The sequence below is a fragment of the Methylobacterium sp. Leaf456 genome, from assembly GCF_001425465.1.
Taxonomy (GTDB): Bacteria; Pseudomonadota; Alphaproteobacteria; order Rhizobiales; family Beijerinckiaceae; genus Methylobacterium.
This window is the reverse complement of record NZ_LMQV01000004.1, coordinates 74,436-100,340: the sequence shown is the minus strand read 5'-3', so window position 1 is coordinate 100,340 and position 25,905 is coordinate 74,436. Positions and strand designations below refer to the sequence as shown.

General features: G+C 71.9%; 21 protein-coding genes. 14 read left to right on the top strand and 7 right to left on the bottom strand.

What is annotated here, in order from left to right:
* Positions 1-7: 7 nt before the first annotated feature.
* The 7 genes from ASG52_RS27605 to ASG52_RS05595 form a co-directional block, all read right to left on the bottom strand.
* Positions 8-1,207: a hypothetical protein gene (locus tag ASG52_RS27605; protein ID WP_056240221.1), complete on the bottom strand. Its 1,200-nt coding sequence runs from the start codon at positions 1,205-1,207 to the stop codon at positions 8-10.
* 75 nt (positions 1,208-1,282) lie between these two features.
* Positions 1,283-2,341, bottom strand: a complete 1,059-nt coding sequence (locus ASG52_RS05620) for a thioesterase domain-containing protein (protein WP_082552375.1) — start codon at positions 2,339-2,341, stop codon at positions 1,283-1,285.
* A 28-nt stretch (positions 2,342-2,369) separates the two neighbouring features.
* Entirely contained in the window at positions 2,370-3,368 is a 999-nt protein-coding gene (gene nadE, locus ASG52_RS05615; protein ID WP_056240217.1) for an NAD(+) synthase, read from the bottom strand.
* Positions 3,369-3,370: 2 nt separating this feature from the next.
* Positions 3,371-4,903 carry a class I adenylate-forming enzyme family protein gene (locus ASG52_RS05610; protein WP_056240215.1) on the bottom strand — a complete coding sequence of 511 codons (1,533 nt, stop codon included), beginning with the start codon at positions 4,901-4,903 and terminating at the stop codon, positions 3,371-3,373.
* Positions 4,904-4,914: 11 nt separating this feature from the next.
* A complete protein-coding gene (locus tag ASG52_RS05605; protein ID WP_200945580.1) occupies positions 4,915-5,181 on the bottom strand; it encodes an acyl carrier protein in 267 nt (88 codons plus the stop codon).
* Positions 5,182-5,246: 65 nt separating this feature from the next.
* Complete coding sequence (gene asnB, locus ASG52_RS05600) at positions 5,247-7,208, bottom strand: asparagine synthase (glutamine-hydrolyzing) (protein ID WP_056240211.1); 1,962 nt, start codon at positions 7,206-7,208, stop codon at positions 5,247-5,249.
* A 196-nt stretch (positions 7,209-7,404) separates the two neighbouring features.
* A complete protein-coding gene (locus tag ASG52_RS05595; protein WP_156383798.1) occupies positions 7,405-8,433 on the bottom strand; it encodes an AraC family transcriptional regulator in 1,029 nt (342 codons plus the stop codon).
* 351 nt (positions 8,434-8,784) lie between these two features.
* On the opposite strand from ASG52_RS05595, the gene ASG52_RS05590 reads away from it, so the two are divergent.
* The 14 genes from ASG52_RS05590 (at position 8,785) to ASG52_RS05525 (ending at position 25,902) form a co-directional block, all read left to right on the top strand.
* Entirely contained in the window at positions 8,785-10,620 is a 1,836-nt protein-coding gene (locus ASG52_RS05590; RefSeq protein WP_082552374.1) for a type I secretion system permease/ATPase, read from the top strand.
* The gene (locus tag ASG52_RS05585; protein WP_286158952.1) at positions 10,617-11,963 is read left to right on the top strand and encodes an HlyD family type I secretion periplasmic adaptor subunit; all 1,347 of its coding nucleotides are present in this window, start codon (positions 10,617-10,619) and stop codon (positions 11,961-11,963) included. Before ASG52_RS05590 ends, ASG52_RS05585 begins: the two co-directional genes overlap by 4 nt.
* A 331-nt stretch (positions 11,964-12,294) precedes the next feature.
* Positions 12,295-13,920, top strand: a complete 1,626-nt coding sequence (locus ASG52_RS05580; protein WP_056240204.1) for a family 16 glycosylhydrolase — start codon at positions 12,295-12,297, stop codon at positions 13,918-13,920.
* A gap of 459 nt (positions 13,921-14,379) precedes the next feature.
* The gene (locus tag ASG52_RS05575) at positions 14,380-15,120 is read left to right on the top strand and encodes a sugar transferase (protein ID WP_082552372.1); all 741 of its coding nucleotides are present in this window, start codon (positions 14,380-14,382) and stop codon (positions 15,118-15,120) included.
* Between the two features lie 11 nt (positions 15,121-15,131).
* The gene (locus ASG52_RS05570; protein WP_082552371.1) at positions 15,132-15,983 is read left to right on the top strand and encodes a glycosyltransferase; all 852 of its coding nucleotides are present in this window, start codon (positions 15,132-15,134) and stop codon (positions 15,981-15,983) included.
* 37 nt (positions 15,984-16,020) lie between these two features.
* On the top strand, positions 16,021-17,367 hold the full coding sequence (locus tag ASG52_RS05565; RefSeq protein WP_056240201.1) for a GumC family protein: 1,347 nt from the start codon (positions 16,021-16,023) through the stop codon (positions 17,365-17,367).
* Positions 17,368-17,389: 22 nt separating this feature from the next.
* Positions 17,390-18,478 carry a glycosyltransferase family 2 protein gene (locus ASG52_RS05560; RefSeq protein ID WP_056240198.1) on the top strand — a complete coding sequence of 363 codons (1,089 nt, stop codon included), beginning with the start codon at positions 17,390-17,392 and terminating at the stop codon, positions 18,476-18,478.
* Entirely contained in the window at positions 18,475-19,842 is a 1,368-nt protein-coding gene (locus ASG52_RS05555) for a polysaccharide biosynthesis protein (protein WP_056240197.1), read from the top strand. The genes ASG52_RS05560 and ASG52_RS05555 overlap by 4 nt, the downstream gene beginning before the upstream one ends.
* Positions 19,843-19,940: 98 nt before the next feature.
* Positions 19,941-21,164, top strand: a complete 1,224-nt coding sequence (locus ASG52_RS05550) for a polysaccharide biosynthesis/export family protein (protein WP_162249972.1) — start codon at positions 19,941-19,943, stop codon at positions 21,162-21,164.
* Positions 21,151-22,557 carry an O-antigen ligase family protein gene (locus ASG52_RS05545; protein WP_056240192.1) on the top strand — a complete coding sequence of 469 codons (1,407 nt, stop codon included), beginning with the start codon at positions 21,151-21,153 and terminating at the stop codon, positions 22,555-22,557. The genes ASG52_RS05550 and ASG52_RS05545 overlap by 14 nt, the downstream gene beginning before the upstream one ends.
* Entirely contained in the window at positions 22,554-23,417 is an 864-nt protein-coding gene (locus ASG52_RS05540) for a glycoside hydrolase family 16 protein (protein WP_056240190.1), read from the top strand. Before ASG52_RS05545 ends, ASG52_RS05540 begins: the two co-directional genes overlap by 4 nt.
* The gene (locus tag ASG52_RS05535; RefSeq protein ID WP_056240188.1) at positions 23,414-24,664 is read left to right on the top strand and encodes an acyltransferase family protein; all 1,251 of its coding nucleotides are present in this window, start codon (positions 23,414-23,416) and stop codon (positions 24,662-24,664) included. The genes ASG52_RS05540 and ASG52_RS05535 overlap by 4 nt, the downstream gene beginning before the upstream one ends.
* Positions 24,665-24,781: 117 nt before the next feature.
* On the top strand, positions 24,782-25,594 hold the full coding sequence (locus ASG52_RS05530; protein ID WP_056240185.1) for a universal stress protein: 813 nt from the start codon (positions 24,782-24,784) through the stop codon (positions 25,592-25,594).
* Positions 25,594-25,902 (top strand): c-type cytochrome, encoded by a 309-nt coding sequence (locus tag ASG52_RS05525; protein WP_056240184.1) that lies wholly within the window; start codon positions 25,594-25,596, stop codon positions 25,900-25,902. The genes ASG52_RS05530 and ASG52_RS05525 overlap by 1 nt, the downstream gene beginning before the upstream one ends.
* The last annotated feature ends 3 nt before the right edge of the window (positions 25,903-25,905 follow it).

Genomic DNA, 25,905 nt, shown 5'->3' with positions numbered 1-25,905 from the left:
CGCCGCTTCAGGTCTGCGCCCCGCCCGTCCAGCACGGGTCGGTACGCTCGTGCAGGATCGGGGGAAGGGTGCGGTCGCCGCCGCCCGCGACGGCGTAGTCGAAGGCGAACAGGCTGGTCTCGATGCCTCGCGCCCGGCAGTCCCGCCGATAGCGCACTGGGCTCTCCCAGGCCGGCCCGGCGTAATCCTCCGGCACGTCGGTGTAGCCGAGGAGGAAGCGGGTCCGGCCGGCGCGGTGGGCATCCTCCATGACGTGGAGCAGGACGTCCCATCCGGCGCCTGCCGGGTGCGAGGCCGAGGCTCCGTCGAGGAAGGCGACGGATTGTCCGAATGCGACCGTGCCGACGGCGGCGAGGGGGCGCCGGCGCACCGCCGACACGCGCATCGCCACGTAGGACCGCAGCAGCAGGCCGCGGAGCGCGTAGTTGACCACCGCCCGCGTCCGGCTGAAGCCGACCTGCTTGCGGTCGTACATCCTGGCCCGCAGCTCGATCATGGCCGGCAGAAGCGTGAGGCAGCGCACCCCGTGCCGGGTCACGAAAATCCGGTCGGCATGGGCCTGACCGAAGCTTTTGGCGTTGCGCACGACGTTGCGGCTGATCCGTCGTAAAAAGTCGGGCCAGGGATCGGCCGGCCGCAGATCGATCGCCTCGACGACGAGGCGCCGAACGGCGACGACCCGGATGTCCGGCAACGCGATGATCGCCTCGTGGCGCGGCGGCTCCAGGCTCCAGAACGATCCATAGACGGTGCGGCCGGGGCCGAGATGCCGCAGCAGGCCCTCCATCGCCGCCGGCCACAGGTCGGCGTGTTCGGGTTGCAGGACGAGGCCGTCCGAGACCACGCGAAGGCGGGTCCCGAGGCCGACGGCGCATTGACCGATCTTGCGGCTCTCGCCCGTCGGCCCGGTCAGGATCAGATCGAAGCGCCGCAGCCGGAAGCGCGTATGGAGCTTGAGCTGCCACATCCAAGCTCCGCCCCAACTGCTCCAGAACGAGGCGTCGCAGTCCTGCGCGAACGCGTCCCACTCCCGCGCCGAGGCCGTGCTCGGCGCGACGAGGAGGCCCTCCGGGGGCCTCGCCTCGTCCGGTCCGGCGCGGGCGGGCGCGGCGGTTGGCTTCAGGGGACCCTCGGCGAAGGGCGGGCCGCCCGCCCGCAGCAGGCGGATCACGCGCCCATAGGCGTCGTTGGCGACGGTGCCGATCATTGTTTCGCTCCCCTACCCTTCGCTATCGGTCCCCGGATGTCGGCCGTGGCGGCCCTCGTGTGATGGCGGCGGGCTTCAGCCCGAGAACCGCGCCCGTTCCGGCACGGGCGCCAGGACGGGGCCGAGCCACGCACCGCGGCGCGCCGTCTCGGTCTCCGCGTCAGGGCCAGCGCGTAGAGCCAGGCTCATGGCCCGCGTGAGGTCGGACACGTGGTCGGCGATGCAGGTGTAGTGATCGCCCGCGACCGGGACGCAGACGGCCTGCGGGCACAGTTCGGACCAGGCGCGCCCGTCATAGGCGGCATCGTAGCCGGGGGCGGGGCGGCCCGCCGCGTCGAGGCCGGTCCCGAACACGACGAGCCGGGCCGGGATCGGTGCGGGCGCGTAGGGGTAGACCGCCGACTCGTAGGCCGCGAGCAGCGCCCGGCGGCGGTGGAGGATCGCGGCCTCCGCGGCGATCTCGTTCGGCTTGCGCACCTGCCGCGGGTGGAGCCGGGCGCGAGCCGCCGCGCGCAGCCGCCGCTTGCGGGTCAGCACCGTCCCGAACGCGGCGGGCGAGTATCCGCTCAGACGCCACAGCTGAATCAGGCGGCCCATGAGTTGCACGAGGCGGTGCCGCCGCGCGGGCGCCGCGTCCGGCCCTGCCCCGAGCCATCGTTCGGCCCCGGCGAGGAGGCCGCGATAGCGCCGCCGGGCATTGAGGGAAGGCGGGGCCACCAGCAGCACCGCCTCGACCGCCCGGCCCTGCGCGATCAGGAGGCGCGCGGCCTCGTAGGCGACGAGCGCTCCGTTGCAGAAGCCGCCGATCCGGATGGGGCCGTCCGGCTGCGCGGCCAGGATCGCGGGCAGCCGGTCCTGCGCCATGGCGCGCACGGTCGGCGGCACCGGGTCGAGATGGGGGGCGAGCCCGATCACCGGGCAGGGCAGCTCGGCGGCGAGCCGGGCCATGTAGAGGCCGCCGTTGTCCCAGTCGCCGTGGAAGAAGAACAGCGGCGCCGCCCCGGATTCGTCGTTGTGGCGCGTCGCCACCGGCATGCCGTCGGCGCAGGCCGTGCGCCAGAAGCGCAGCTTCTCCAAGCGTCGGGCGCGAATGTGCTCCCGCGCTCGGTCCGATTCCAGGCCGTCCGGTTCCATGATGGGCCCTCCCCCGGCGGTGCGCACCTCAATCGCCAACGAGGAGCGGTGGCAGGTGAAGGGGAGCCGTGGCCCGGCGCTTGGCCGCGATGTCGCGTGCGACCTGCGCCACCTGCGCCTCGGTGAGCCCGGTGCAGGCGGCGATCTCGTGGGGCGGCGCCCCTGCTGCGAGGCCGGCGAGGCATAGGTCCATCGTCGGCCAGGGCAGCGCGAAGTAGAACTCCTCCTGCGTCTGCGGCAGCGACCACGTGTCCGTCGTCGGCGGGCGTTGCAGCACCGCGTCCGGCACGCCGAGATGGCGGGCCAACTGGTAGACCTGGGTCTTGTAGAGGTGGGCGATCGGCTTGACGTCGGCGGCCCCGTCGCCGTTCCGGACGAAGAAGCCCTGGTCGTATTCAAGCCGGTTCGGCGTGCCGACGACGGCATAGTTCAGCCGATCGGCATGGGTGTACTCGATCAGCTTTCGGGTGCGCTGCTTCATGTTGGTCGCGGCGATGAGCGCCTGATAGGCCTCCGCCCGCAGCCGCAGCCGATGGGTCGCCCCGTCCGGCGCGCGCACGACGAGGGAGGAGATGCCGTATTCGGCGCCGGCCAACGGATCGGCGATCACGACCTTCGAGGTCCAGCCCGCGCCGTATTCAGGCACGACGCTGCGGATCGCCGCGTCGCGCCGCGCGTAGCAGCCCATGGCGTCCAGCATCGGGCCGATATCCTCGATCAGCCAGGGAATCCGGAAGGCATCCGCGACGGCTTGGGCGAGCGTCAGGCTGTCGTCGTCGGAATCGTGCTCGGGCATCATCAGCCCGAGCACCCGGCCCGGCCCGAAGGCGTGGGCGGCGAGCGCCGCGCACAGGCTCGAATCGACGCCCCCCGACAGGCCGAGCACGAGGCCGCGCTTGCGCAACCGTCCGCGCACCTGTCGGCGCAGGCTGTCGGTGATCTGTGCCACGGCGGCTTCGGCGTCGAGCCGGAGCGCTTCGGCCGTGAAGGGTGGCGTGACGGCTTTGAGGGCGAGAGCCGGCGTCATGATCAGGCCTCCATCAGGATTTCGGCGGCGAGCCGGCGGCTGATCTTGCCGGTGTCGGTCTTCGGCAATTCGGTCCGGAACTCGACCGCATGCGGGACCATGAAGTCCTCAAGATGCCCGCGGCAGTGGCGCAGCACGTCGGCTGCGGTCAGGCTCGCATCGGAGGCGACGACGAGCGCCAGGATCGATTGCCCGAGCACGGCGTCGGACAGGCCGACGACGACCGCCTCGGCGATGCCCGGCAGGGCGTGCAGGACGGCCTCGACCTCCTTCGGCGCGACCTTCTCGCCGCGGGTCTTGATGATGTCGTCCTTGCGGCCGACGAAGTAGAGGAACCCGCCGGCGTCGGAGAAGAACAGGTCGCCGGTGTGCAGCACCCGCTCCCACGGGTTCCAGCCGGGGCGGAGCGCCGCGCGGGTCGCGGCCTCGTCGCGCCAGTAGCCCTGCATCACGTGGGGGCCGCGGATCACGAGTTCGCCGACGACGTGCGGCGGGACCGGTTGCCCGTCGTCATCGACGACCCGCGCCTCCGTGTTCGGGATCGCGATGCCGACCGAGCCGGCCCGGCCGTCGAGATGTTCGGGGGGCAGGTAGGTGCAGCGCTTGCACTCGGTCAGGCCGTACATCGAGTAGAGCGCCGCGCCCGGAAACAGCTGCCGCAGCCGCTCGATATGCGGCACGGGGAGCGCGGCGGCGGTGTTGGTGAGGGTGCGGAGCGTCGGCACGCTGCCTGGTTCGAGCGAGCGCATCCGCAGCAGCAGCGCGGCCATGGTCGGCACGAGGGGCAGGCCCGTCACCCCCTCCTCCCGCATCCGCGCCAAGATCGCCTGCGGATAGGCGAAGGAGGGCTCCAGCACGAGCCGGGCGCCGACGCGGACCGCCATCAGCACCTGATACAGGCCGTAATCGAAGGCGAGCGGCAGGACCGAGAGGACCACGTCGTCCTCATCGCTTCGAAGGTAGGTGGTGATCGAACCCGCTGCCGCATCGACGTTGCGGTGGGTCATCATCACGCCCTTGGGCCGGCCGGTGGAACCGGAGGTGTAGACGAGCATCGCCAGATCGGAATCGATGCCGCCATGCGGGCCCGGTCGCGCCGGCTCCAGGCAGGATTCGAACGCGACGGCCCCGGGCAAGTCGGCGACCGCGCCGTCCGCGATCGTCACGGCGAGGCTGAGGCTGGCGGCGATGCGCTCGGCGGCGGCCGCCGCGAGCGATCCCTCGATCAGCAGCGCGCGGGCCTCGCAATTGTCGAGGATGTAGCCGAGCTTGTCCGGCTTGACCGTCGGATTGACGAGGCTGAGCGCCGCGCCGGCCTTCAGGATCGCGAACAGCGACACCACCGCCTGCCAGCCGTTCCCCATCTGGACGACCACGCGGTCGTCGCGCTCGACGCCGCGGGCCTGGAGCGCCGCCGCGAGGGAATCCGACAGCGCGTCGAGCTCGGTGTAGGTCAGCCGCCGCTCGGGAGTCACGAGGGCGACCTTGTCGCCGAGCCGGCGGGCGCTGTCGCGGAGGTACGTTTCGATGCGCATCGGATGCCCCTTCACGCGGCCTGCGCCGTCATGCGCTTGCGCGCGACGAAATCCGCGACGCGGGCGACCGAGTCGAAGTTGGCGGGCAGGATCTCGGCGTCGGCCACCACGAGGCCGAAGGTGTCCTCGACGAAGGCCACGAGTTCGAGGATGCCGGTCGAGTCGATGATGCCCTGCTCGATGAACGAGCCCTGCTCGGGCAGGTCGGTCGCGGCGTCGCCGAACAGGAAGGTCTCGACGACGAAGGCACGAACCTGATCGCGAACCTGATCTTGGATACCGTTCGGCATGGTCCCCCTCCTCGGTGGCGGTGCTGAAAGACGGCCGCTGACGGCCGGTGTGGTCAGATCGCGCTCGCGCGGCTGCGCGGCGGGGCCTCGCTCGCCCGGCGCTCGACGAAGGCGCGGTGCCAGAGCTGGGTCGAGAGGATGCCGACGAAGGCAACGTTGTCCCGGAAGCCGCCGCTCTTGCCCCCGCGGCACTTGTCGGCGAGCCGCGCGACGGCGGCCGGGTTGAACAGGCCGGTGCGGCGCACGGCGTCCGGCTCCATCAGGGCGCTCACCGTGTCGGGCGCTCCGGGGCTGAAGAAGGCGGCGCTGTCGGGGGCCCGATAGGGCTGCTTGGGCCGGTCCAGGATCGCGGCCGGCACGCAGTCGCGCACGGCCTCGCGCAGGATGTGCTTCTCCCGCAGGCCCCTGAGCTTCATCGCCGGCGGGATCGTCGCGGCCAGCTCGATCAGGCGGTGATCGAGGAAGGGAAAGCGGCCCTCGACGCCGTGGGCCATCGCCATCCGGTCGCCCTGGCTCGACAGGATGTAGCCCGGCAGGAGGAAGCGGGTTTCGAGATACTGCGCCTGATGCAGCGGGTGCCAGGCCCGGAAGGCGTCCGGCAGGCGCGAGACGAGTTCCTCGGCCGCGTCGTAGCCGCCGAGGCTCGCCCGCAGGTCGGCGCCGAAGAACATCTTGGCCGCCGCCGTCCCGCGCAGGCGCGGGCGGTGGGAATAGAGCGGATCGTCGAGCGGGTCCGCCCCGGAGCCGAAGAAGGCGGCGAGGGATTCCGGCGTCTGCTGCTGCAGGCCGGGCAGGTAGGGATAGAGGCGGCGCAGGAGCTGCGGGCGCCGCCGCGATTCCGGCTGGCGGGCGCAGAACCGGCGGAGCTTGGCTTCCTTGAACAGGTCGTAGCCGGCGAAGACCTCGTCCGCCCCCTCACCGGTCAACACGACCTTCATGCCGCTCTCGCGCACGAGCCGCGACAGCAGGAACAGCGGCGCGGGCGCGGTGCGCAGGATCGGCCGCTCGGCATGGGCGACCACGGCCGGGAAGGCGTCCGCGATCGCGCCGCCGTCGCAGGCGACCGCGTGGTGGCGGGTGCCGAGGTTTTTGGCCATCACGGCCTGGAACGCGCTCTCGTCGTGCTCGGCCGAGTCGAAGGTGACCGAGAAGGTGTTCAGTCCCGCGGGCGCCCGGCGCGCGGCGAGCGCCGCCACCGCCGAGGAATCGAGCCCGCCCGAGAGGTAGGCGCCGACCGGCACGTCCGAGCGCATCCGGATCGCGGTGGCGTCTTCGAGGAGCAGGCGGACCTCCGCCCGCAGTTCCCTTTCGGGCCGGGCCGGCGCCGGCACGCCCTGCGGCGGGAAGGCGAGGTCCCAGTAGCTCCGAAGACTCTCCCGGCCGTCCTCGACGATCAGCATGTGGGCGGGCGGCAGCTCCTCGATGCCCTTGAAGGCGGTGCGCGGCGGGATCGGCGCCCAGAGGGTGAAGGTCTGGTCGAGGGCGACCGGATCGATCTCGGCCTCGACGCCCGGCACGCTCAGCAGCGCCTTGATCTCCGAGGCGAACAGGAGGAGGCCGCGGTGCCGCGTGAGGAACAGCGGCCGGACGCCGATCCGGTCGCGGGCCAGCACCATCCGGCGATGCCGCGCGTCCCAGATTGCGAAGGCGAAGTCGCCGTTGAGTTTTTCCACGCAGTCCGGGCCGAATTCCTCGTACAGCTGCAGCAGGACTTCGGTGTCCGACGTGGTGCGGAAGCGCCGGCCCCTGGCCTCCAGCTCGCGGCGCAGCTCGACGAAGTTGAACACCTCGCCGTTGAAGCTGACGACGACCTGCCCGTCTTCGGACCCCATGGGCTGGTGCCCGCCCGCGAGGTCGACGATGGAGAGCCGCGTGTGGCCGAGGCCGGCGCCGTCGAGGACCATGACGCCCTCATCGTCCGGCCCCCGGTGGCGCAGGGCTTCACACATGCCGCGCAGGAGAGCCGAGCTTTCCTCCGGACCGGGATCGCCCACGTAGCCGACCACTCCGCACATCGGGGCCGCCTCCTGCTGCCGTCGTTCCGGGAGATCGTCTGTCGGAACCCGAAGGCGGACTCCCTCAGGACGCTTCGGTGCGAGGCGGATTTGCTGAGTGCCGCCCCGCTTCGACGGTTGCAGAGTGGCAAGGGGTTCGTGCGGCTCGCAATTCCCCCGCAAGGGGTAGTCCCTCCGGCGAGCCCGCCCGCTACGGTCAGGGGCGGTATTCCCGCCGCAGGGCCGAGGGGGTCTTTCCGGTCCAGCGCTTGAAGGCGACGATGAAGGCGCTTGGGTCCTTGTAGCCGAGCCGCCACGCGATCTGGGACAGCGGCATCGACGTGTCCCGCACGTAGCGGGTCGCGAGGTCGGCGCGCAGGCGGTCGAGGATCGCCCGGAAGGTCACGCCCTCCTCGGCGAGCCGCCGCCCGAGGGTTCGCGCGCTCATGCCGAACTCGCCCGCCACCGTCATCAGCCGCGCCTGCCCCTGCGCTAGCAGCGAGGTGAGCACGTCGCTGACGCGGGCCGCCAGGACGGGCGCGGCGGAAACGTCGCGCGCCAGCCGTTCCTCGTGGAACGCGGTCAGGAAAGCGTTGAGGTAGGGATCGCTGCGCATCAGCGGCAGGGCGAGCACCTGACGCTCGAAGGCCACGCCGTCGACGGCCGCGCCGAAGACCGGTTCGCACCGGAAGTAGTCGTCCATCGCGAAGCCGCCGACCGGGGCGCCTTGCGCGAACGACACGCCCGTCGGCACGAGGTTCAGCGTCGTCAGGGTGCGGGCCATCTGCACCACGAAGGTGATCCAGAACGCCATTTCCTGCCCGGCAAGCGCCCGATCGACCCCCTCCAGGCCAAGGCTGAGGGTGAACGGCGAGGCGCCCTCGCTCACGTGACAGCGGAGCGCCCGGTTCACTGTGGTGAGGTAGCGCGCCTGCTTGGACAAGGCCTCGCCGAGATCGGCGCAGGAGGCCAGGAGATGGAAGAACGGCCCGAACACCCGGCCGTCGATGCCGCTGGCGAGATGGAATCCGAGCAGGTCGTCGTCGAGTTCGCGCGCGGCGCGTTCGAGGAAGCTCGCCTGCTGCACCGCGCCGACGACCTCCGGCCGCTCCATGACCGAGAGCGGCAGGTCTGACGCGCGCAGCAGCGTGCGGGCCGGGCGCCCCTCCTTCAGCAAGTGATCGCAGGCGAGCCGGGCGAGCGTGGAATCCGTGAGCGGCGAGGGGCCGAACGGGGTCTCGACCATGGTGCCCTCTTGCCGGTGCGGACGGGCTGCACCGTCCTCGCGCCGGCCAAGGCGGGGTCGGCGCACGACCGATTTCAGGGCGGCATGATCGATGTCCGGCCCGCACCGGCGCAATCGCCAAGGCTGTCTACGCCCTTCGGGCTATCGCCGCCGCACGTGGGCGCACGCAGCAGCCGGCTTGGCCGCCTTTGCCGGGATTTTGGCGGGAAATCCCGATCCTGGCCTACGGCCGAGCCCAAGCCTCGCCATGTTCCGAACCGAAGTTCGCGATGCTGATCTTGGTTAATTCTCAAGTAAGATTTCAGTATTTCTCACAGAGGTGGGAATTAAAATCCTGATGGACGAGGGTCAATGCAGATCAGGGCGCCATATCCGACCGCCGACGGAATATCCGAGCGTGTCGCCAGGGCCTTCGACCGGGTCGGGCACGGGTTCCACCGCGTCCGCGGCCATGCCCTGATCGAGACGATCAGCCCCTGCCGCGGCGCGCTTCTCTTCGTCGGCCTCTTGAGCGGCGTGCTGAACCTGCTGGCCTTGAGCGGCTCGTTCTACATGCTGGAGGTCTACGACCGGGTCTTGCCGAGCCACAGCCTGCCGACGCTGATGGGGCTCACCACCCTGATCGTCCTGCTCTACGCCTTCCACGGCCTGTTCGACCTCATCCGCGGAAGGCTGCTGCTGACGGTCGGCACGCATGTGGACGAGGCGCTGAGCGAACGCGTCTTCCGCGCCACCGTGCTGCGACCGGGAGAGGCCTCCGTCGGCAGCGACGGGGCGCAGCTCGTGCGCGACCTCGATCAGGTTCGCAGCTTCCTCACCGGCGGCGGTCCGGCGATGTTCTTCGACTTGCCGTGGCTGCCGGTCTATCTGGCCCTGTGCTTCCTGTTCCACGTCTGGATCGGGGCGGCGGTGCTGGTCGGCGCGCTCCTGATGATCGGGCTGACGCTCGCGGCCGAGGCCGCGGTGCGCGGCCCCGCGCGACAGGCCACGGCGGCGGGAAGCGTGCGGCTCCACGTCGTCGCCTGCCTCAACCGCAACGCCGAGGCTGTCCGGGCGATGGGGATGCTGCCCGAGCTGACCCGCGTCTGGGACCGGGCCAACCGGCCCCACCGCCTCTATCAGGAGCGCGCCGCCGCCACGACCGCCGGCCTCGGCGCGCTGTCGCGCGTCCTGCGGATGCTGATCCAGTCCCTCGTCCTCGGGCTCGGCGCCTGCCTCGTGCTGCGGGGCGACGCCACCGGCGGCGTGATCGTGGCGAGTTCGATCCTGGCGACCCGCGCGCTGGCGCCGGTCGATCAGGCGATCGGCCACTGGAAGGGTTTTGCCATGGCCCGCCAGAGCGCCCGGCGCCTGGCGGCCGTGCTCGCGACCCCCGAGGCGCCGCCGCGGATGGCGCTGCCGGCGCCGCGGACGAGCTTGAGCGTCGAGAATGCCAGCGTGGCGCCCCCCGGCGCGGCGCGGCTGACGGCCGCCGACATCCGCTTCACCCTGGAAGCGGGCCAAGGTCTCGGCATCGTCGGCCCCAGCGCCTCGGGTAAGTCGAGCCTCGCCCGCCTGCTCGTCGGCCTCTGGACCCCCGTGCGGGGCGCGGTGCGCCTCGACGGCTCGGCGCTCGGCGACTGGGACCCGGATCAGCTCGGCCGCCATGTCGGCTACATGCCCCAGGAATCCGAGCTTCTGCCCGGCACGGTCGCGGCCAACATCGCCCGCTTCCGCACCGACGCCAGCGCCGAGGCGATCATCGCGGCGGCACAAGCCGCCAACGTCCACGCGATGATCCAGGCTCTCCCTTCGGGCTACCAGACCCGGATCGGCGAGCGCGGCACCGACCTCTCGGCGGGGCAGCGCCAGCGCATCGCGCTTGCCCGCGCCCTGTTCGGCAACCCGTTCCTCGTCGTCCTCGACGAGCCGAACTCGAACCTCGACGGCGAGGGCGAGCAGGCGCTCACCGACGCCCTGATGGCGGTGCGCCGCCGCGGCGGCATCGTCGTCGTCGTCGCCCACCGCCCGAGCGCGCTCGCCGCGGTCGATCGGGTGCTGGTCATGGGCGAGGGGCGCATGCTCACGGTGGGTCCGAAGGAGACGATCTTCGCCCACACCCTCAAGGCGGTCCCGCCCGCGGGCCAAGCCGCTTCGCAAGCCGCTGCACCGATGCCCCATCCTCAAGCCGCGGGAGCCGCCTCGTGATCGGTCTCGGCACCCTCCTCTTGCCCTTGCCTTCGCCCGTGTCGGACGGGCTCAGCCCGGCCATCGCGCGGCGGTTGCGCACGCAAGTCGCGGCCGCCTCGGCGGGGCTCGCGGCGCTCGTCTTCGGCCTCGGCCTGTGGGCGACGCGGGTCGAGTTCTCGGGCGCGGTCGTCACCTCGGGCCTCCTCGTCGTCGAATCGCAGGTCAAGAAGGTCCAGCACCCCTCCGGCGGCGTCGTCGGCGAATTGCGGGTGCGCGACGGCAGCGCGGTGCATGCGGGCGACGTGCTGGTGCGCCTCGACGCGACCCTGCTTCAGGCGAACTTCGCCATCGTCTCGAAGGCGCTCGACGAGGCGCTGGCGCGCCGCGCCCGGCTCCAGGCCGAGCAGGCGGGCGCAAACACCATCGCCTTCCCGGCCGAACTCCTCGCCCGGAAGGAGGAGGCGGGCCGCGTGATCGAGGCGGAGGAGAACCTGATGGCGATCCGGCGCGCGGCCCTCGACGGCCAGAAGGCGCAGCTCACCGAGCGGATCGCCCAGTCGCAAGAGCAGATCAAAGGCCTGTCCGAGCAGATCGAGGCCAAGGGCCGCGAGGTCGAGCTGATCGAGAGCGAGATCAAGGGCGTGCGCGAACTCTGGGAGAAGAAGCTGATCCCGATCCAGCGGGTGACGGCGCTCGAGCGCGACCTCGTGCGCATCCGCGGCGAGCGCGGCGCCCTCGTCTCCGAGGTCGCCCAGAGCCGCGGGCGCATCAGCGAGACGCAGCTCCAGCTGATCCAGCTCGATCAGGACCTGCGCACCAAGGTCGGCCAGGACCTCAGCGAGACCTGGAACCGCGTCGCCGAACTCGTCGAGCGCAAGGTCTCGGCGCAGGACCAGTTGAGCCGGGTCGAGATCCGCGCGCCGCAGGACGGCATCGTCGATGGGTTGTCCGTTCACACCGTCGGCGGCGTCATCGCGGCGGGCGAGACCCTGATGCGGGTCGTGCCGGCGCAGGACCGCCTCACCGTGGAGGCGCGGCTGCCGCCGCAGGAGCGCGACCAGACCCATCCGGGCCAGCGGGCGATCCTGCGGTTCTCGGCGCTCAACCAACGCACCACGCCGGAGATCGAGGGCAGCGTGGCGATGATTTCGGCCGACGTGACGACCGATCCCAAGACCGGACAAGTCTACTACACCACCCGCATTTCGGTGCCGGAGGAGCAATTCGCCCGGCTCGGCGACGTGAAGGTCCAGCCCGGCATGCCGGTGGAGGTCTTCGTCCAGACGCAAGCCCGCACCGTGCTCTCCTACGTCACCAAACCCTTCGCCGATCAGGTCGCCCGGGCCTTCCGGGAGAAGTGACCGCCCCCCATCCGCCCGCGCGCCGCGCCCTCTTCCGAGGACGCCGCCGCGCGCGCGGCCCCTTGCCACCATCGAAGGAGGTGCTCATGCGGCTGGCCTGAAACGCGATTCCCGTCCCGCCGATCCGCCCCGGATCGCGCGGCCTCCCTCCTGCTTTCGGACCGATGCCCTGAAGCGCATCCGACGCGATGCGCTCCGATCCGACGCGGCCGAACCCTGCGTCCCTTCTCGACCTCGGCGTCCCGCCGCCGTCCGGCATTCCGAAAACCTTTCCCACACGAACGATCCGGCCTCGGCGTCCCGCCGGGAACGAGGCCGCATGAGGAGATTCATGGCTATCGATCCCAACAACCTCGCCGGCACCGCCTCGCTGACCTTCTCGGACGAGTTCAGCGGTCAGACGCTCGACACGACCAAATGGGGGACTGGCTACCCCTGGGGGGCTGCCAACGGCAGCACCAACACCTCGCAGGGCGAGGCAGAGTGGTACATCAACGCCGACTACGCCCCGACGGCGCATCTCGGGACCTACACGGTCGCCAACGGCGTCCTCGACATCAAGGAGGCGCCCGCCGACGCGGCGACGCAGTCGCTGGTCAACGGCTACCAGTACACCTCCGGGATGGTGAACTCCGAGAAGTCGTTCAGCCAGACCTACGGCTACTTCGAGATGCGCGCCGACATCCCGGACGGAGCGGGCATGTGGCCGGCCTTCTGGCTGCTGCAGGGCGGCGGCGCGTGGCCGCCCGAGCTCGACGTGATGGAAGTCGTCGGCTCGTCCCCCAACTCGCTGGTCACCACCGTCCACTGGGACCAGAACGGGCATCAATTCGTCAACAAGGCGACCGAGGTGCCGGGCCTGTCGAGCGGCGGCATGCACACCTACGGCGTCGATTGGCAGCCCGATACGATCACGTGGTACCTCGACGGCAAGCAGGTCTACGAGGCGCCGACGCCCGCCGACATGCACCAGCCGATGTACATGCTGGCCAACCTCGCGGCGGGCGGCCAGTGGGCCGGTCAGCCGGACGGCAGCACCAACCACATGCTGATCGACTACATCCGGGCCTATTCCGAGATGCCCGGCGGCGGCACGCCTCCGCCCGCCGACACCGGGACCGGCGCCTCGCAGCCGGCCACGACCACGCCGTCGTCCGAGCCCGCCACGCAGCCCAGCACGCCGCCAGCCACCACCCAGCCCGCCACGACGCCGACGGCGCCCGAGACGACGACGCCCGAGACGCCGACGCCCACGACCCAGCCGGCCGCGTCCCACACGGACCTGCCGTGGACCGCCGACCCCACCCAAACGTTCACCGCCTCGGGGTCCACGCTCGGCGGTAGCGCCGACAACGACCTGCTCGTCGATGGCGGAAAGGCCGCCACGATGACGGGGGCGGCCGGCGACGACACCTACATGGTGACCAACGCGTCAGCTCACGTGACCGAGGCCAAGGGCGGCGGCGTCGATCTCGTGCGCACCACCCTGTCGGACTACACCCTCGCGGACAACGTCGAGAACCTGCAGCTCAACGGCAGCGGCCCGCAGACGGCCACGGGGAACGCCGGCAACAACTACCTCCTAGCCTCGGCCTGGAACGAGGCGCACCTGTCGGGCGGGGCGGGCGACGATTCGCTGGTGGCCAAGCACGGCCCAGCGACGATGACCGGCGGCGCGGGGGGCGACAGCTTCCGCTTCGACGAACTGCCCTGGCAGGCCGGCCACGTCACCGACTTCCAGTCCGGCACCGACGTCATCGACCTGCGCAACCTGCTGAAGGCGACGGGCTACACCGGTGGCGACCCGCTCGCCGACGGTCACCTGACGCTGACGCAGAACGCGGCGGGCGGCACCGACGTCGCCTTCGACGCCTGGGGCAGCGGCCCGACCCCGCTGACCACGCTCGACCACGTCCAGCCCACGCAGCTCCACCACGGGGATTGGATGTTCGCCTGATCCCCGACGAACGACGGCCCGGCGCGGGACACCGCTCCGGGCCCCATGCGCTCATCCCGACGGGCTAGCCTCGGTTCGGACGGGAGGGCAAAGAGCCGTGCACGGCCTCCGGCCGCCCCCCTCGGGCTCCGCTTCACCCCGTCATCGCGAGGCGGAACCGCCACGATCATTCGAACACGTCGGCACGTCGGAATTACCGCTTCAGCATAGATTGTGAATCGCCGCCAGACCGGTCCTGCTTGCCTGCATTGGCGTAGGTCAGGGACCGGGATACAGGGCGCCTCTTCAGACGATCCGGTGCGATCTTCGATCGTTCGCAGGGCCGTTCTTCAGAGTTTCGAGCATGGACGATGCACGCCGGACGTGCTGGACGCACCGTGTTCGTTGAGTCCGACCGGACGTCCGCTTTCGATCGGCGGTCGCGCGCCCTGACCTCTCCGTAAACCGGGAGGACGTGGGATGGACAAGGGTTCAGCACGCACGAAGATCGATCTCGACCCGGTGTCCGGGGCGGACATTCTTGGCAACACGCTTGGCGGTCCCGCGGCCGTCGGCCTGATCGCGCCGCGGGTCCATCCGACCGCGCATCAGCTCGCCCAAGGCGCGAAGCGGGCGCTCGATGTCGGCGGGGCGGCCTGCCTGCTCGTCCTGCTGTCGCCGCTCTTCCTCGTCATCGCCGCCCTGGTCTCTCTCGACGGCGGCAGCGTGTTCTACGGCCACCGCCGCATCGGCCAGGGCGGGCGGGGCTTCGACTGTCTGAAGTTCCGCACCATGATCCCCGGCGCCGCGGAATGCTTACCTGAGTACCTCTCGTATCACCCGCACGCCAACGACGAGTGGCGCCTCAGCCAGAAGCTCGACCGCGACCCCCGCGTGACGCCGGTCGGCGCCTTCCTGCGGCGATGGAGCCTCGACGAGCTGCCGCAACTCGTGAACGTCCTGCGCGGCGAGATGAGCCTCGTCGGCCCGCGGCCCGTGACGCGGCCGGAGATGACCCATTACGGGCCGGTGGCCAGCCTCTACACCGCCGTCGTGCCGGGCATGACCGGGCTGTGGCAGGTCAGCGGGCGGAGCAGCCTCGGCTACGACCGCCGCGTCGCCCTCGACCGCGCCTATATCGAGGGCTGGAGCCTGCGCCTCGATCTCAGGATCCTGCTGGCCACCCCTCGGGCGGTGCTGCGCCGCTGCGGCGCCAAGTGAGGGCGATGCCCATGTCGCCCCCGATCCCGGCTGCCCTCCCCGAGCGCCCCAGCGTCAGCGTGCTGATGTCCACCTATGCCCGCGAGACCGCGGCCAACCTCGAGGCCTCGCTGGACAGCCTGTGGGCGCAGACCGTGCTGCCCGATCAGGTGGTGCTCGTCCTCGACGGCCCCGTCGGCGACGAGCAGGAGGCGGTGATCGCCCGCCACGCGGTCGGCCCGCACGGCGCCCGGCTCGACGTGATCCGTCTGCCCGAGAATGTCGGCCTCGCCCACGCGCTCAATGCCGGGCTCGACCGCTGCACCGGCGATTTCACCGCCCGGATGGACAGCGACGACCTCTGCCTGCCCGACCGGATCGAGCTGCAGGGCGCTTGCGCGATGCAGACCCCGGACCGCGACTTCCTCTGCTCGTGGAACGACGAGTTCTTCGATGCCGGCGGCCCCGTCCGCCTCAAGGTCGCCCCGGTGACGCACGAGGCGCTGATCGCGGCGCTTCGCTGGCGCAACGTCATCCAACACTCGACGATCTTCGTGCGCACGGCCACCCTGCGCGCGGTCGGCGGCTACCGGGCCAAGTACGGCCTGCTGGAGGATTACGACCTGTTCGTGCGCCTCGCCCTTTACGGCGCGCGCTTCCGGGTGATCCCCAAGGTGCTGGTTCACATCCGCGCCAGCATCGACCAGCGCCGCCGCCGCGGCGGGCTGCGCTACGCCCTCAACGAGCTGCGGTTCCGGCGCGACTGCCTGCGCGCCGGCTTCCTCGACACCCGACAGTTCCTCGTGATCACCGCGCTCTACACGGTGTTCCGGCTGATCTCGGGGGGCCTGCGCAACCGTCTCTACGCCCTGGCGCGGACCTGACCAACCGCTTCCCCCTCCGACCCGAAGGGCAACCCCCGTGGACGACCTGACTTCGCGCCGCATTCCGCCGCCGTTCGGGCAGACCGTCCGCTTCCTGCCGGGCGATCTGCCCCAGCGCATGGCGCCGGCCTCGGCGATCGTGCGGCGCTTCCTCGCCGGCTTCTTCCTCGTCCTGTGCGTGGCGGCGGTCGCGTGGCCGTTCCTGCCGCGCCGCTACGAGGCGGCCGGCAGCGTCATCCTGCGCCCGACCGACCGGGAGGGGCAGTCCGATTCGGCGCTCAGCATGCGCCAGCCGCTCGACGACAACGCCGTGCAGTCGGAGATGGACCTCGTCTCGGCGACCTCGGTACTCGACGCGGTCATCGCGCGCCACGCCATCGCGGACGACCCGGAATTCGCGCGTCCCCCGCTCCTCGCGCGGCTCGGCTGGGTGCCCGATCCCGTTGCGCCCACGGACGCCGAACTGCGCGAGGCTGTGCGGCGCCACCTCGTCGTGGCGCGCGACCGGCGCTCCTACACATTGCGGGTCGGGTTCTGGTCCGCCGACCCGGCCAAGGCCGAGGCGATCGCGCAGACCCTGGTCTCGACCTACCTGTCCGATCAGGTCGCCCGCAAACGCCGGGCGGCGGAGGCCCTGTTCCAGTGGCTGGAGCTGCGCGTCGGGCTGATCCGCGCCCGGCAGCAGGCGAGCACCCAGGCGGTCGAGGACTACATGGCCCGCTCCGGCCTCGTGGACCGCGGCGACCAGATCTCGCTCGACGCGCAGCTCGTCACGCTGAGCCAGGAGGCGGCGCTCGCCAAGGCGCGCGCGATCGAACTGACGACGCGGGCCGGTACGCTCGCCGCGCTGCAAGCCGCGAACGGCCTCGACGGCGCCCCGGAGGTGCTGGCCTCCACCACGATCCAGGCGCTCAAGCAGAGCCTCAGCAACGCGCTCGGCCGCACCGTGGTGATGTCGCCCGAGCAGCGCGCCGTCACCGAGCAGATCGCGGCGGAATCGAACCGCATCGTCCGCAGCGCCGCGGCCGAGGCCGAGAACTGGAACCGGCGCGAGGCCGCGCTCCAGGGGCAGATCCGGGCGATCCGCGCCACGCTGACCGAGCGGCAACGGGCCACGATGGTGCTGGAGCGCCTGCAGCAGGAGGCCGCCAGCGACCGCACCGCGCTGGCCGACGCCCTGACGCGGATGAAGGGGCAGACCGCCAGCGGCGGCGCGCAGCGCACCGACGTCGAGGTGGTGTCCCGCCCCGAGACGCCGCGGGATCCCGCCTTCCCGAGCCTGCCGCTCTACGGCCTCGGCACCCTGCTCGCCGCCTGCCTCGCGGGCGCGGCGATGAACGGGCGCCGGCTCCTGGGTCGCGCCCGCCGCTTCCTCGAACTCTGACAGCGCCGCCCGGAGGAGTGCCATGCCGCTCACGCGCCTCGACCGGAAACCGATCTCACCGGCCCGCTCGGCCGTGTCCGCCCTGATGGTCGTGCGCAACGAGGCGATCCGGCTTCCGCACGTGTTCGACCATCACCGCGGCCTCGGGATCGACCGCTTCTTCGTCGTCGACAACGGCTCGACCGACGGCAGCCGCGACTGGCTCCTCGCCCAACCGGACTGCCACGTCTTCGCGACGGGGGACAGCTTTCGCGAGGCCGGCTGCGGCATGGCGTGGATCAACGCGCTCCTGGCCTTCCTGACGGTCGGAAGCTGGTGCCTGTTCGTCGATGCCGACGAACTCCTGGTCTACCCGTTCTGCGAGACCCTGCGGCTGTCCCGGTTCTGCGCCTTCCTCGACGCCACGGGCAGCGAGGGCGTCGAGACGCTGATGCTCGACATGTACAGCCGCGGCCCGGTCCATCGGGCGCATTACGCGGCGGGCCTGCCCTTTCTCGCCGTCTGCCCGCATTTCGACCGCGCCTACGCGCGAAGCCGCCGCCTCGGCTCGCGCACCGCGCCGGTCGAGTATGTCGGCGGCCCGCGGCTGCGGGTGTTCTACCCCGAACTGCGGGAGGTCGGCCGGGCCGGGCTCCTGGCGCGCCGTGCGTGGCGGATGGCCCGCCTGCATCCGCTGGGCGAGCGGCTCGGCCTCTCGCGCCTGCCCTGGGGCCGGGCGCTCCCGCCCGAACTGCGCAAGGTAGCGCTGCTGAAGGTGCGGCCGGGCCTCCACTGGACCGGCAACCACGCCACGACGCCGTTCCGGCCCGCGCCGGTCACCGCTGCGCTCCTCCACTTCAAGTTCTTCTCCGACTTCCACGCCCGGGCGATGGTGGAGGCGCAGCGCGGCCAGCACTGGGACGGGGCGGCCGAATACGCCCGCTACTGCGCCATCGCCGAGGCGCAGCCCGATCTGAGCTTCTTCTACGAGGACAGCGAAACCTATCGCTCCTCCACCCAGCTCCTCGCCTTGGGTCATCTCTACGCTCCTCCGGGCTTCCCCGAGGCGGTGGCCGCCGAGCCGGCCTCCCTTTCGCTGCCAAGCGCCCTGTCGCGGGGAGCGGCCCGGTGAGCACGGACCTCGAATGCGTCGACCTGCCCCGCTCCGCTGCACTACGGGGCGTACGGCGGCGGATCGGTCTCTCCTTCCTCGGGCATCCATCCGCCTACGCGGTCGGCGTCTGCTTCGTCAGCCTGCTCAGCATGGCCACCACGCTGATCGTGCCGCGCCTGCTCGACCCGGTCGCCTTCGGCGCCTTCGCTCTGCTCGGCACGCTGTTCCAGTACGCGGCGCGGGCCGATCTCGGCCTGTCGCAACTCGCCGACCGCGATCTGGCGGGCGGCGCGCCCGATGCGGCGGCCCGCGGCGTCGAGCTGCTGCGCGCCTCCTGGGCGCTCGGCCTCGGGGCGCTCCTGATCCTCACCCCGCTCGCCGTTTTGGGGGCTGTGCTGAGCGGCCGGTTCGCGCCGGGCGACGCCGCGCTCGCGGTGGTCGCGGGCGTGCTCGGCATGGTGGCTCATGCCCCGACCTCGATCTACCGGGCGGCCAGCCAGCACTGGGACTTCGCCCTGCTCGCCCTGTTGCAGCAGGCCGGCCTCACCGCCCCGCGGCTCGCCGGCCTGCTCCTCGGTGGCGTGACCGGCTGCTTCGCCGCCCTCACTCTCTGGTCGGGGCTGCTGGCCGCGGCCTTCGCGCAGCCGCGCCATGCGTGGGCGTGGCGCCCCGCCATCGTTCTGCCGATGGTGCGGGCGGCGCTGCCGCTGTTTGCCTTCAACACCCTCTGGCTCGTCACGACGACGGCCAACCGCTGGATCGCGGCTTTGCTCTCGGCGCCGGACCAGCTCGGGCTGTTCGCCTTCGGGGCGAACCTCGCCATGGTCGGGCTCGCCATCGTCGGCACCGTGGCGCAGGTGCGCTATCCGAAGCTTCTGGGCGCGATGGCCCTCGCGCCGGAGGGGCGCAGTGCGCTGCTGGCGGGCGAGATTCGCCGGGCGGGCCTCGCGCTGGCCGCGGTCGCGCTCGCCGCCATTCCCCTGACCGCGCCGGTCATCGCGCTGCTGTTTCCCGGCTACGAGGGGGCCGCGGGCGCGACGGTCTGGCTGGCGTTGGCCTGCGTGCCGCTCGGCACCGCCGCCTGGATCGTCCCGATGGCCCTGGTGCTGACGGCCTCGCCCCTGCGCGAGGCGCTCCGCGTCTTCGGGTCGAGCCTCGCCCTGCTCGCCTTAGGCATGGCGGCCGGCGACGCGCTCGCCGGCATCACCGGGCAGGGCGCGGCCTGCGCGGGCGCCGGCCTTTTCCTGTTCGCCGGCCTGATCGGCCTGTTCCGCCGTGCCGACATCCTGTCGCCGGAGGCCGCGCGCCGCGCGGTCCTGACTCAGACGACCCTGCTCGCCGCTCTCGCGCTCGCTCTCACGGTCTGGGAGGCCACCCCATGAAAAGTCCGGGTTCGAAGGGCAAGCCCTTCGCGGGTCCAGGGCGGAGCCCTGGTCGGTCATGGGGCTCCGCCCCACACCCCGCCAAAGGGATGATCCCTTTGGGAACCCGGATCTGGCTCGCGGCTCTTCTGATGCCGTTCGGCATCAACGGCGCCTTGGCGCAGTACCGGCTCGGGACCGGGGACATCGTCGAGGTGGCGATCTTCGGCATGGCCGACTACCGCCGCCGCGTCACCGTCAACATTGACGGCAGCGTCTCCCTGCCCTTCCTCGGCGAGGCGCGGGCCGCGGGCCTCAGCCTCGCGGAGCTGCGCAGGGCGGTGACCGCCGGGCTGGAGGCGAGCGGGACCGTGCGCAACCCGGACGTCACGGTGGAACTCGTCGAGCACCGCCCGTTCTACATCGGCGGCGACGTCGCCCGCCCCGGCGCCCTGCCCTACCGACCCGGCATGACGGTGCGCCACGCGGTGACGGTCGCGGGCGGCTACGACGCGCTGCGCTTCCGCGCCGAGAACCCGCTTCTCGCCGCCCCCGAGATGCAGAGCCAATACGACTCGCACTGGGTCGAGTTCGTCCGCCGCCAAGCGCGGGTGCTGAGCCTCCAGGCCGAGATCGACGGGCGCGACAGCATCGATCTCGCCGTCCTGAAGCAGGCCCCGGTCGAGCCCCGCGTCATCGAGCAGATCGCCAGCCTGGAGAGCCGCGACCTCGCCACCCGCGTCTCCAACTTCCGCAAGGAACGCCAGTCCATCGAGGCGCTGATCGGACAGGCCAAGTCGACCGTCGCCGGCCTCGAGAGGTCGCTGCGCGAGAGCCAGGCGACTGTCGAGCAGCAGGTCCTGGCGATCGAGCGGACCGCGGCCAACGCCGCCCGCGGCATCTCGCCGACCTACCGCCTGGAGGACGAACGGCGCGCGGTCGCCATGCTGAAAGGCCAGCAGACCGACGCGACCACCCGTCTGGCGCAGGCGCGGCGCGAACTCGCCGAGCTGGAGCGCCGCCTCGACCGCACGGCGGACGAGCACCGCTCCGCCCTGCTCCAGAACCTCCAGGCGACCGTGGTCGAGATGGAGCGGGAGCGCGCGCAGGTTCGCTCGGCGGGCGAGCGCCTGATCTATACCGGCGCCCTCAAGGCGCAGCTGCGCGGCACCGGCCGCGCCCCCGACATCCTGATCCACCGCAAGGGCCCGGACGGGACCGTCCGCCTCGCCGCCGAGGAGGACACGGCGATCCTGCCCGACGACGTGATCGAGATCGTGATCCGGCCGGATCAGCTCGTCGTCGGCGCGAGAGCGGGAGCGGTCGCCGATGCCGCGCGCTGACGCGGCCTCCCTCGACCGCAGCCTCCTCCTGATCCCGCTCCTCATCGGCGCGGCCTGGGCCGGCGCGGTCGCCCTCGGGCCCCGTCTCGGGTCCGCGGTCTACGCCGCGCCCGCGCTCGCCGCGCTGCTGGCCGTCCTGACGCTGGTGCTCGCCGGAGCCGCGGCGGCGCGGCCCGTGGGCCTCGCCCTCGTGCTCGTGATCGTGCTCGCCGGCCTCAACGTCGCGTTCGACCAGCGTGAGGAGGGCGAGGTCGGCCTCACCCCGCAGAACGCCCTGAAGCTGATGGCGTGGCTGTTCCTCGCCGCCGTCACGCTGCTCCAGGCCCGCCGCTTCCTTTGGTTGCTGCGCGATCCCGTGCTGGCGCTGGCCGGTCTGCACGTCGTCCTCGCCACGGTCTCGGCCGCGTGGTCGCTCGCGCCACTCTACACCTTCGTCAACGGGATCGGGCTGATCGGCTATCTCGGTCTCGCCTGCCTCGTCGCCGTCCGCCTGCCCGAGCGGACGGCCCTGCGGGTGATGACCGGCAGCCTGTTCGCGCTCATCGGCGGCGGCCTCGTGGTGGGCAACCTCGTGCCGGACATGGGCTGGATTCCGCCCTCGCACGGGGAGCCGCAATGGCGCTTCCAGGGCGTGTCCGGCCAGCCGAACGTCTGCGCGCAGCAGGCCGGCTACCTGCTGACGCTCGCCGTCTGTGCCCGCCGCGAGCGGCACCTGACCCGCGGCGCCTTCCTGGCCTGCCTCGTCGTGGCGGTCGCCGCGATCCTGCTGTCGAACAGCCGCACCACGCTGCTCGCCTGCCTGCTCGCCTGGGCGCTGGTGGCCCTGCGCGAGCGCGGGCGCCTGCAGGTACTGGCTGTTCCGGTCGCCGTCGCGGCGGCGCTCGCCCTGCTCGTCGTCTCGCTCGGCGGCCTCGCCGGGTTCGACGGGCTGTTCGGGGGCCTCACCCGCAGCGGGTCGGCGAGCGAGCTGACAACGCTGACCGGGCGCACCGAGATATGGGCGGTCGCCGCCGACCTGATCGCGCAGCGCCCGCTGCTGGGCTGGGGCTACAACGGCACCGAGCAGCTCATCGCCGACAGCGTTCCGACCACCTTCTACGGAAGCCACGTCAACACCCACAACATGAGCGTCCAGCTCGTGCTCGGCCTCGGCTTCCTCGGCGCGCTGCCCGGCCTCGGCTTCGTCGCCGGCCTGCTGTGGCGCCTCGTCCGCTCGCCCGACCCGACCCGCGATCAGGTGACCCTGCTGATGGCCGTCTCGGGCCTGAGCGAGGCGCCGATCTTCATCATGCCGGCCCTGCAGAACCTCGTCGTGTTCTCGGTGCTGGCGCGCGACGCCTCGTGGCGGGTGCGGCCTCCCCCGCAGGCGGGCCGGGAGGGCGCAGTCCCATGAGCGCGAGATGTCGGGAAATCGGTGCGTTCGCCCTCGTCGCGCTCCTTGCGGGTGGGCCGCTGCCGGCCGCGGAGGCGCCGGGCCCGCCCGCGGGCTGGCGCCTCGCCTTCTCGGAGGCGTTCGACAGCCTCGACACATCGGTGATGGCGCCCGGCCGCTTCGCCTTCGCCTATCCCGACGGCTGGCGGACCAACCGCGGCAACCGGGAGCTGGAATACTACGTCGATCCCCGCCCCGACCGGGAGATGGTGCCGCTCGCGGGCGCGAACCCGTTCTCGGTTACAGACGGCGTGCTGACGATCCGGGCGTGGCCGCTCTCGGTCCCGGAGCGCCGCGCGGCCCAGGGCCTGTCCTACGCGTCCGGCATGCTGACGACGCACGGGAGCTTCGCCTTCCGCTACGGCTATGCCGAGATCCGGGCCAGGATGCCGCGCGGGAAGGGCCTATGGCCGGCCTTCTGGCTGCTCGCGCGGGCGGGCGGATGGCCGCCGGAGATCGACGTCCTCGAGGTCTACGGGGACCGCACCACCACGCTCGACGTCACGCTGCACACGAACGAGGGCGGGCGCCACCGGCAGGAACAGCGCAAGGTGCCGGTGCCCGACCTGTCGGAGGCGTTCCACACCTACGCGGTGACGTGGACCTCTGAGAGCATCGTCTGGTCCTTCGACGGCGCGCCGGTCTTCGCGGCGGCGACCCCCGCCGACCTGCACCAGCCGATGTTCCTGCTCCTCAACCTCGCGGTGGGCGGCACGTGGACCGGCAGCCCCGACGCGACGACGTCGTTCCCGGCGCAGCTCGAGATCGACCGCATCCGCGTCTTCGTTCCACCGGGCGAGGCGGAGGAGGCACGGCGATGAGCGGGGCCGACATCATTCTCCCGGCCGGGATCGCCGCCGCCACCGAGCCCGAGCGGGACCGGGCGGCCCTGCTGCCGACCCGCTACCTTCCGGCGCTCGACGGCTTGCGGGCGGTGGCCGTGCTCCTCGTCGTGGCCTCGCACGCGGCACCCGCCCATATCGTGCCCGGCGGGTTCGGCGTGACGCTGTTCTTCTTCATCAGCGGCTACCTGCTGACCGGGCAGCTCGCCGACGAGTATCTCCGCACCGGCCGCATCGATTTCTTCGGCTTCTACCTGCGGCGCATGTTGCGGCTCCTGCCCGCCGCCCTCGTCTTCATCGTCGTCACCGGCGCGGTCTTCCGGGCGATGGGCGGATCGCTCACCGCCGCCGAATGGGCCTCGGCGCTGCTCTACGGGGCGAACTACTACGACATCGTCGCCGGCTACCGCTCGGACCTGACGGTCGCAGGCGCCCACGGCCCGGTGGCGGTGGCGCACCCTTTCAGCATCCTGTGGTCGCTCGCCGTCGAGGAGCATTTCTATCTGGTCTGGCCGCTCACCCTGCTCGCGCTGCTGCGCTGGGGGGGATGGCGGGCCTCCGCCGGGTTCCTCGTCGTCGTCTGCCTCGTGGAGCCGGCCTGGCGCGCCCATCTCCACGCGCTCTGCCAGGACCCACAGCCGGCGACCGCCTGCGGGGCCGCGCCGGAGCTGCGCATCTACGCCGCCACCGACACGCGCTTCGATTCCCTCGCCTTCGGCGCGCTCGCCGCTCTGCTCGTCGTCCAGAGCGAGACGCGGCGCTTCCTGTTGATCCTGCGCGCCCGCAGCGCGCAGGCGGCCGCGCTCGGTCTCCTCGCCGCGGGGTTTCTCGTGCGCGACGAGACGTTCCGCGACGTCTCCCGCTACACCGTCCAGGGCCTCGCCTTCCTGATCTTGGTCCCCGCGCTCCTCGTCGGCACCTCGGGCCTGCGCCGCATGCTGGAGCGGCGGATTCCGGTCCTGATCGGACGCCTCAGCTACTCGATCTATCTCTGGCACTGGCTCGCCGGGATGATCGCCGCCTATGCCTTCGCACCGACGCCCCTTCTCCAAGTCACGGCCTACCTCGCCCTGACGGGGCTGCTGTCGGCGCTCGGTTGGTTCGCGATCGAGCGGCCGATGCTGCGCCTGCGCCGCCGGGCCGGCTCGGCGGCACCGGTTCCTCCGTCGGCGACCGCGGTCGGATCCGGCGCCGTCCCGGCGGAGCCGGCCGCGCCGAAGGCTTGAGAGGCCCCTCTCGGCCTGAGACGGGACCGGAGCGTTTGCGCTGGATCAAGGCCCGGTCGCTCCTCGACGGCGAGGATCGTCCGCGGGATCGGTCGAGCGGCCCTGGGAGAGACCGTCATGAGCTACGCGAACATCCTCGTCTCGGTCGATCTCACGGAGGCGGCGGCGGGTCGGATCCGGCTCGCCGCGGGGCTCGCGCGGCGGTTCGAGGCCATGCTGACCGGGGCCGCTGCCGGGAAGGTGCCGGCGCCGCTGCTCGTCCACGACATCTACGATGCCCAGCGCCAGGAAGAGGAGAACGCCGCGAAGATCCGCGCGGTGCTGGACCAGGCCGGAAAGATCTTCTCCGGCAACCTCGGCGAGGGGGTGCGGAGCGAGTGGCATCCGGCGCTGGCCGGCCCGGTGATCCATCTCGTGGCCGAGGCGCGGGCGGCCGACCTCGTCGTTCTCGGCCGCCGGGGCCCGGAGGACGAGACACCGCGCCAGCTCGACGTGCCGCCCGGGCCGGTGATGATGGAGGCCGGCCGTCCGGTGCTCGTCGTCCCGCCGGGGCTCGAGCACCTCAAGGGCGCCCGCATCGTGGTGGCGTGGAAGGACGGTCCGGCGCCGCGCCGCGCCGTCTCGGCGGTCCTGCCCTTCATCCGCAACGCCGATCAGGTCCATGTCGTGACCACCGGAGCGGATGCCCGGCTGGAAGGCGGCGAGCACGTGGCCGCCCATCTCGCCCGGCACGGCGCCGCCGTCACCACCCATTTCCTGCGCACGGTCGACACCGACGCCGCCGAGATCCTGCGCTTCGCGCGGGCTCAGGACGCCGACCTCCTCGTGATGGGTGCCTACGGCCATTCCCGCCTGAGGGAATGGGTGTTCGGCGGCGTCACCCGCGACGTCCTGCGGAGCAGCACCGTCTGCTGCCTGATGTGCCACTGATGCGCCGTGTCCTCGCCATCGCGCTTGCGCTGCTGCCACTTGCCGCGCAGGCCGGGCCGAGCACGCGGCGCGGCGAAAGCATCGCGCTCGCGACTTGCGCCCGCTGCCACGCCGTGGGACGCGTCGGCGTCAGCCCGCTCACGGAAGCGCCCCCCTTCCGTGACCTGCACCGGCGATATCCCGTCGAGGATCTGGCCGAGGCGTTGGCCGAGGGCATCGTCACCGGGCACCCGACCATGCCGGAGTTCCGGCTCGACCCGGACGAGGCGCAGAATCTCATCGCCTATCTGAAGACCCTCGAACGATGACGC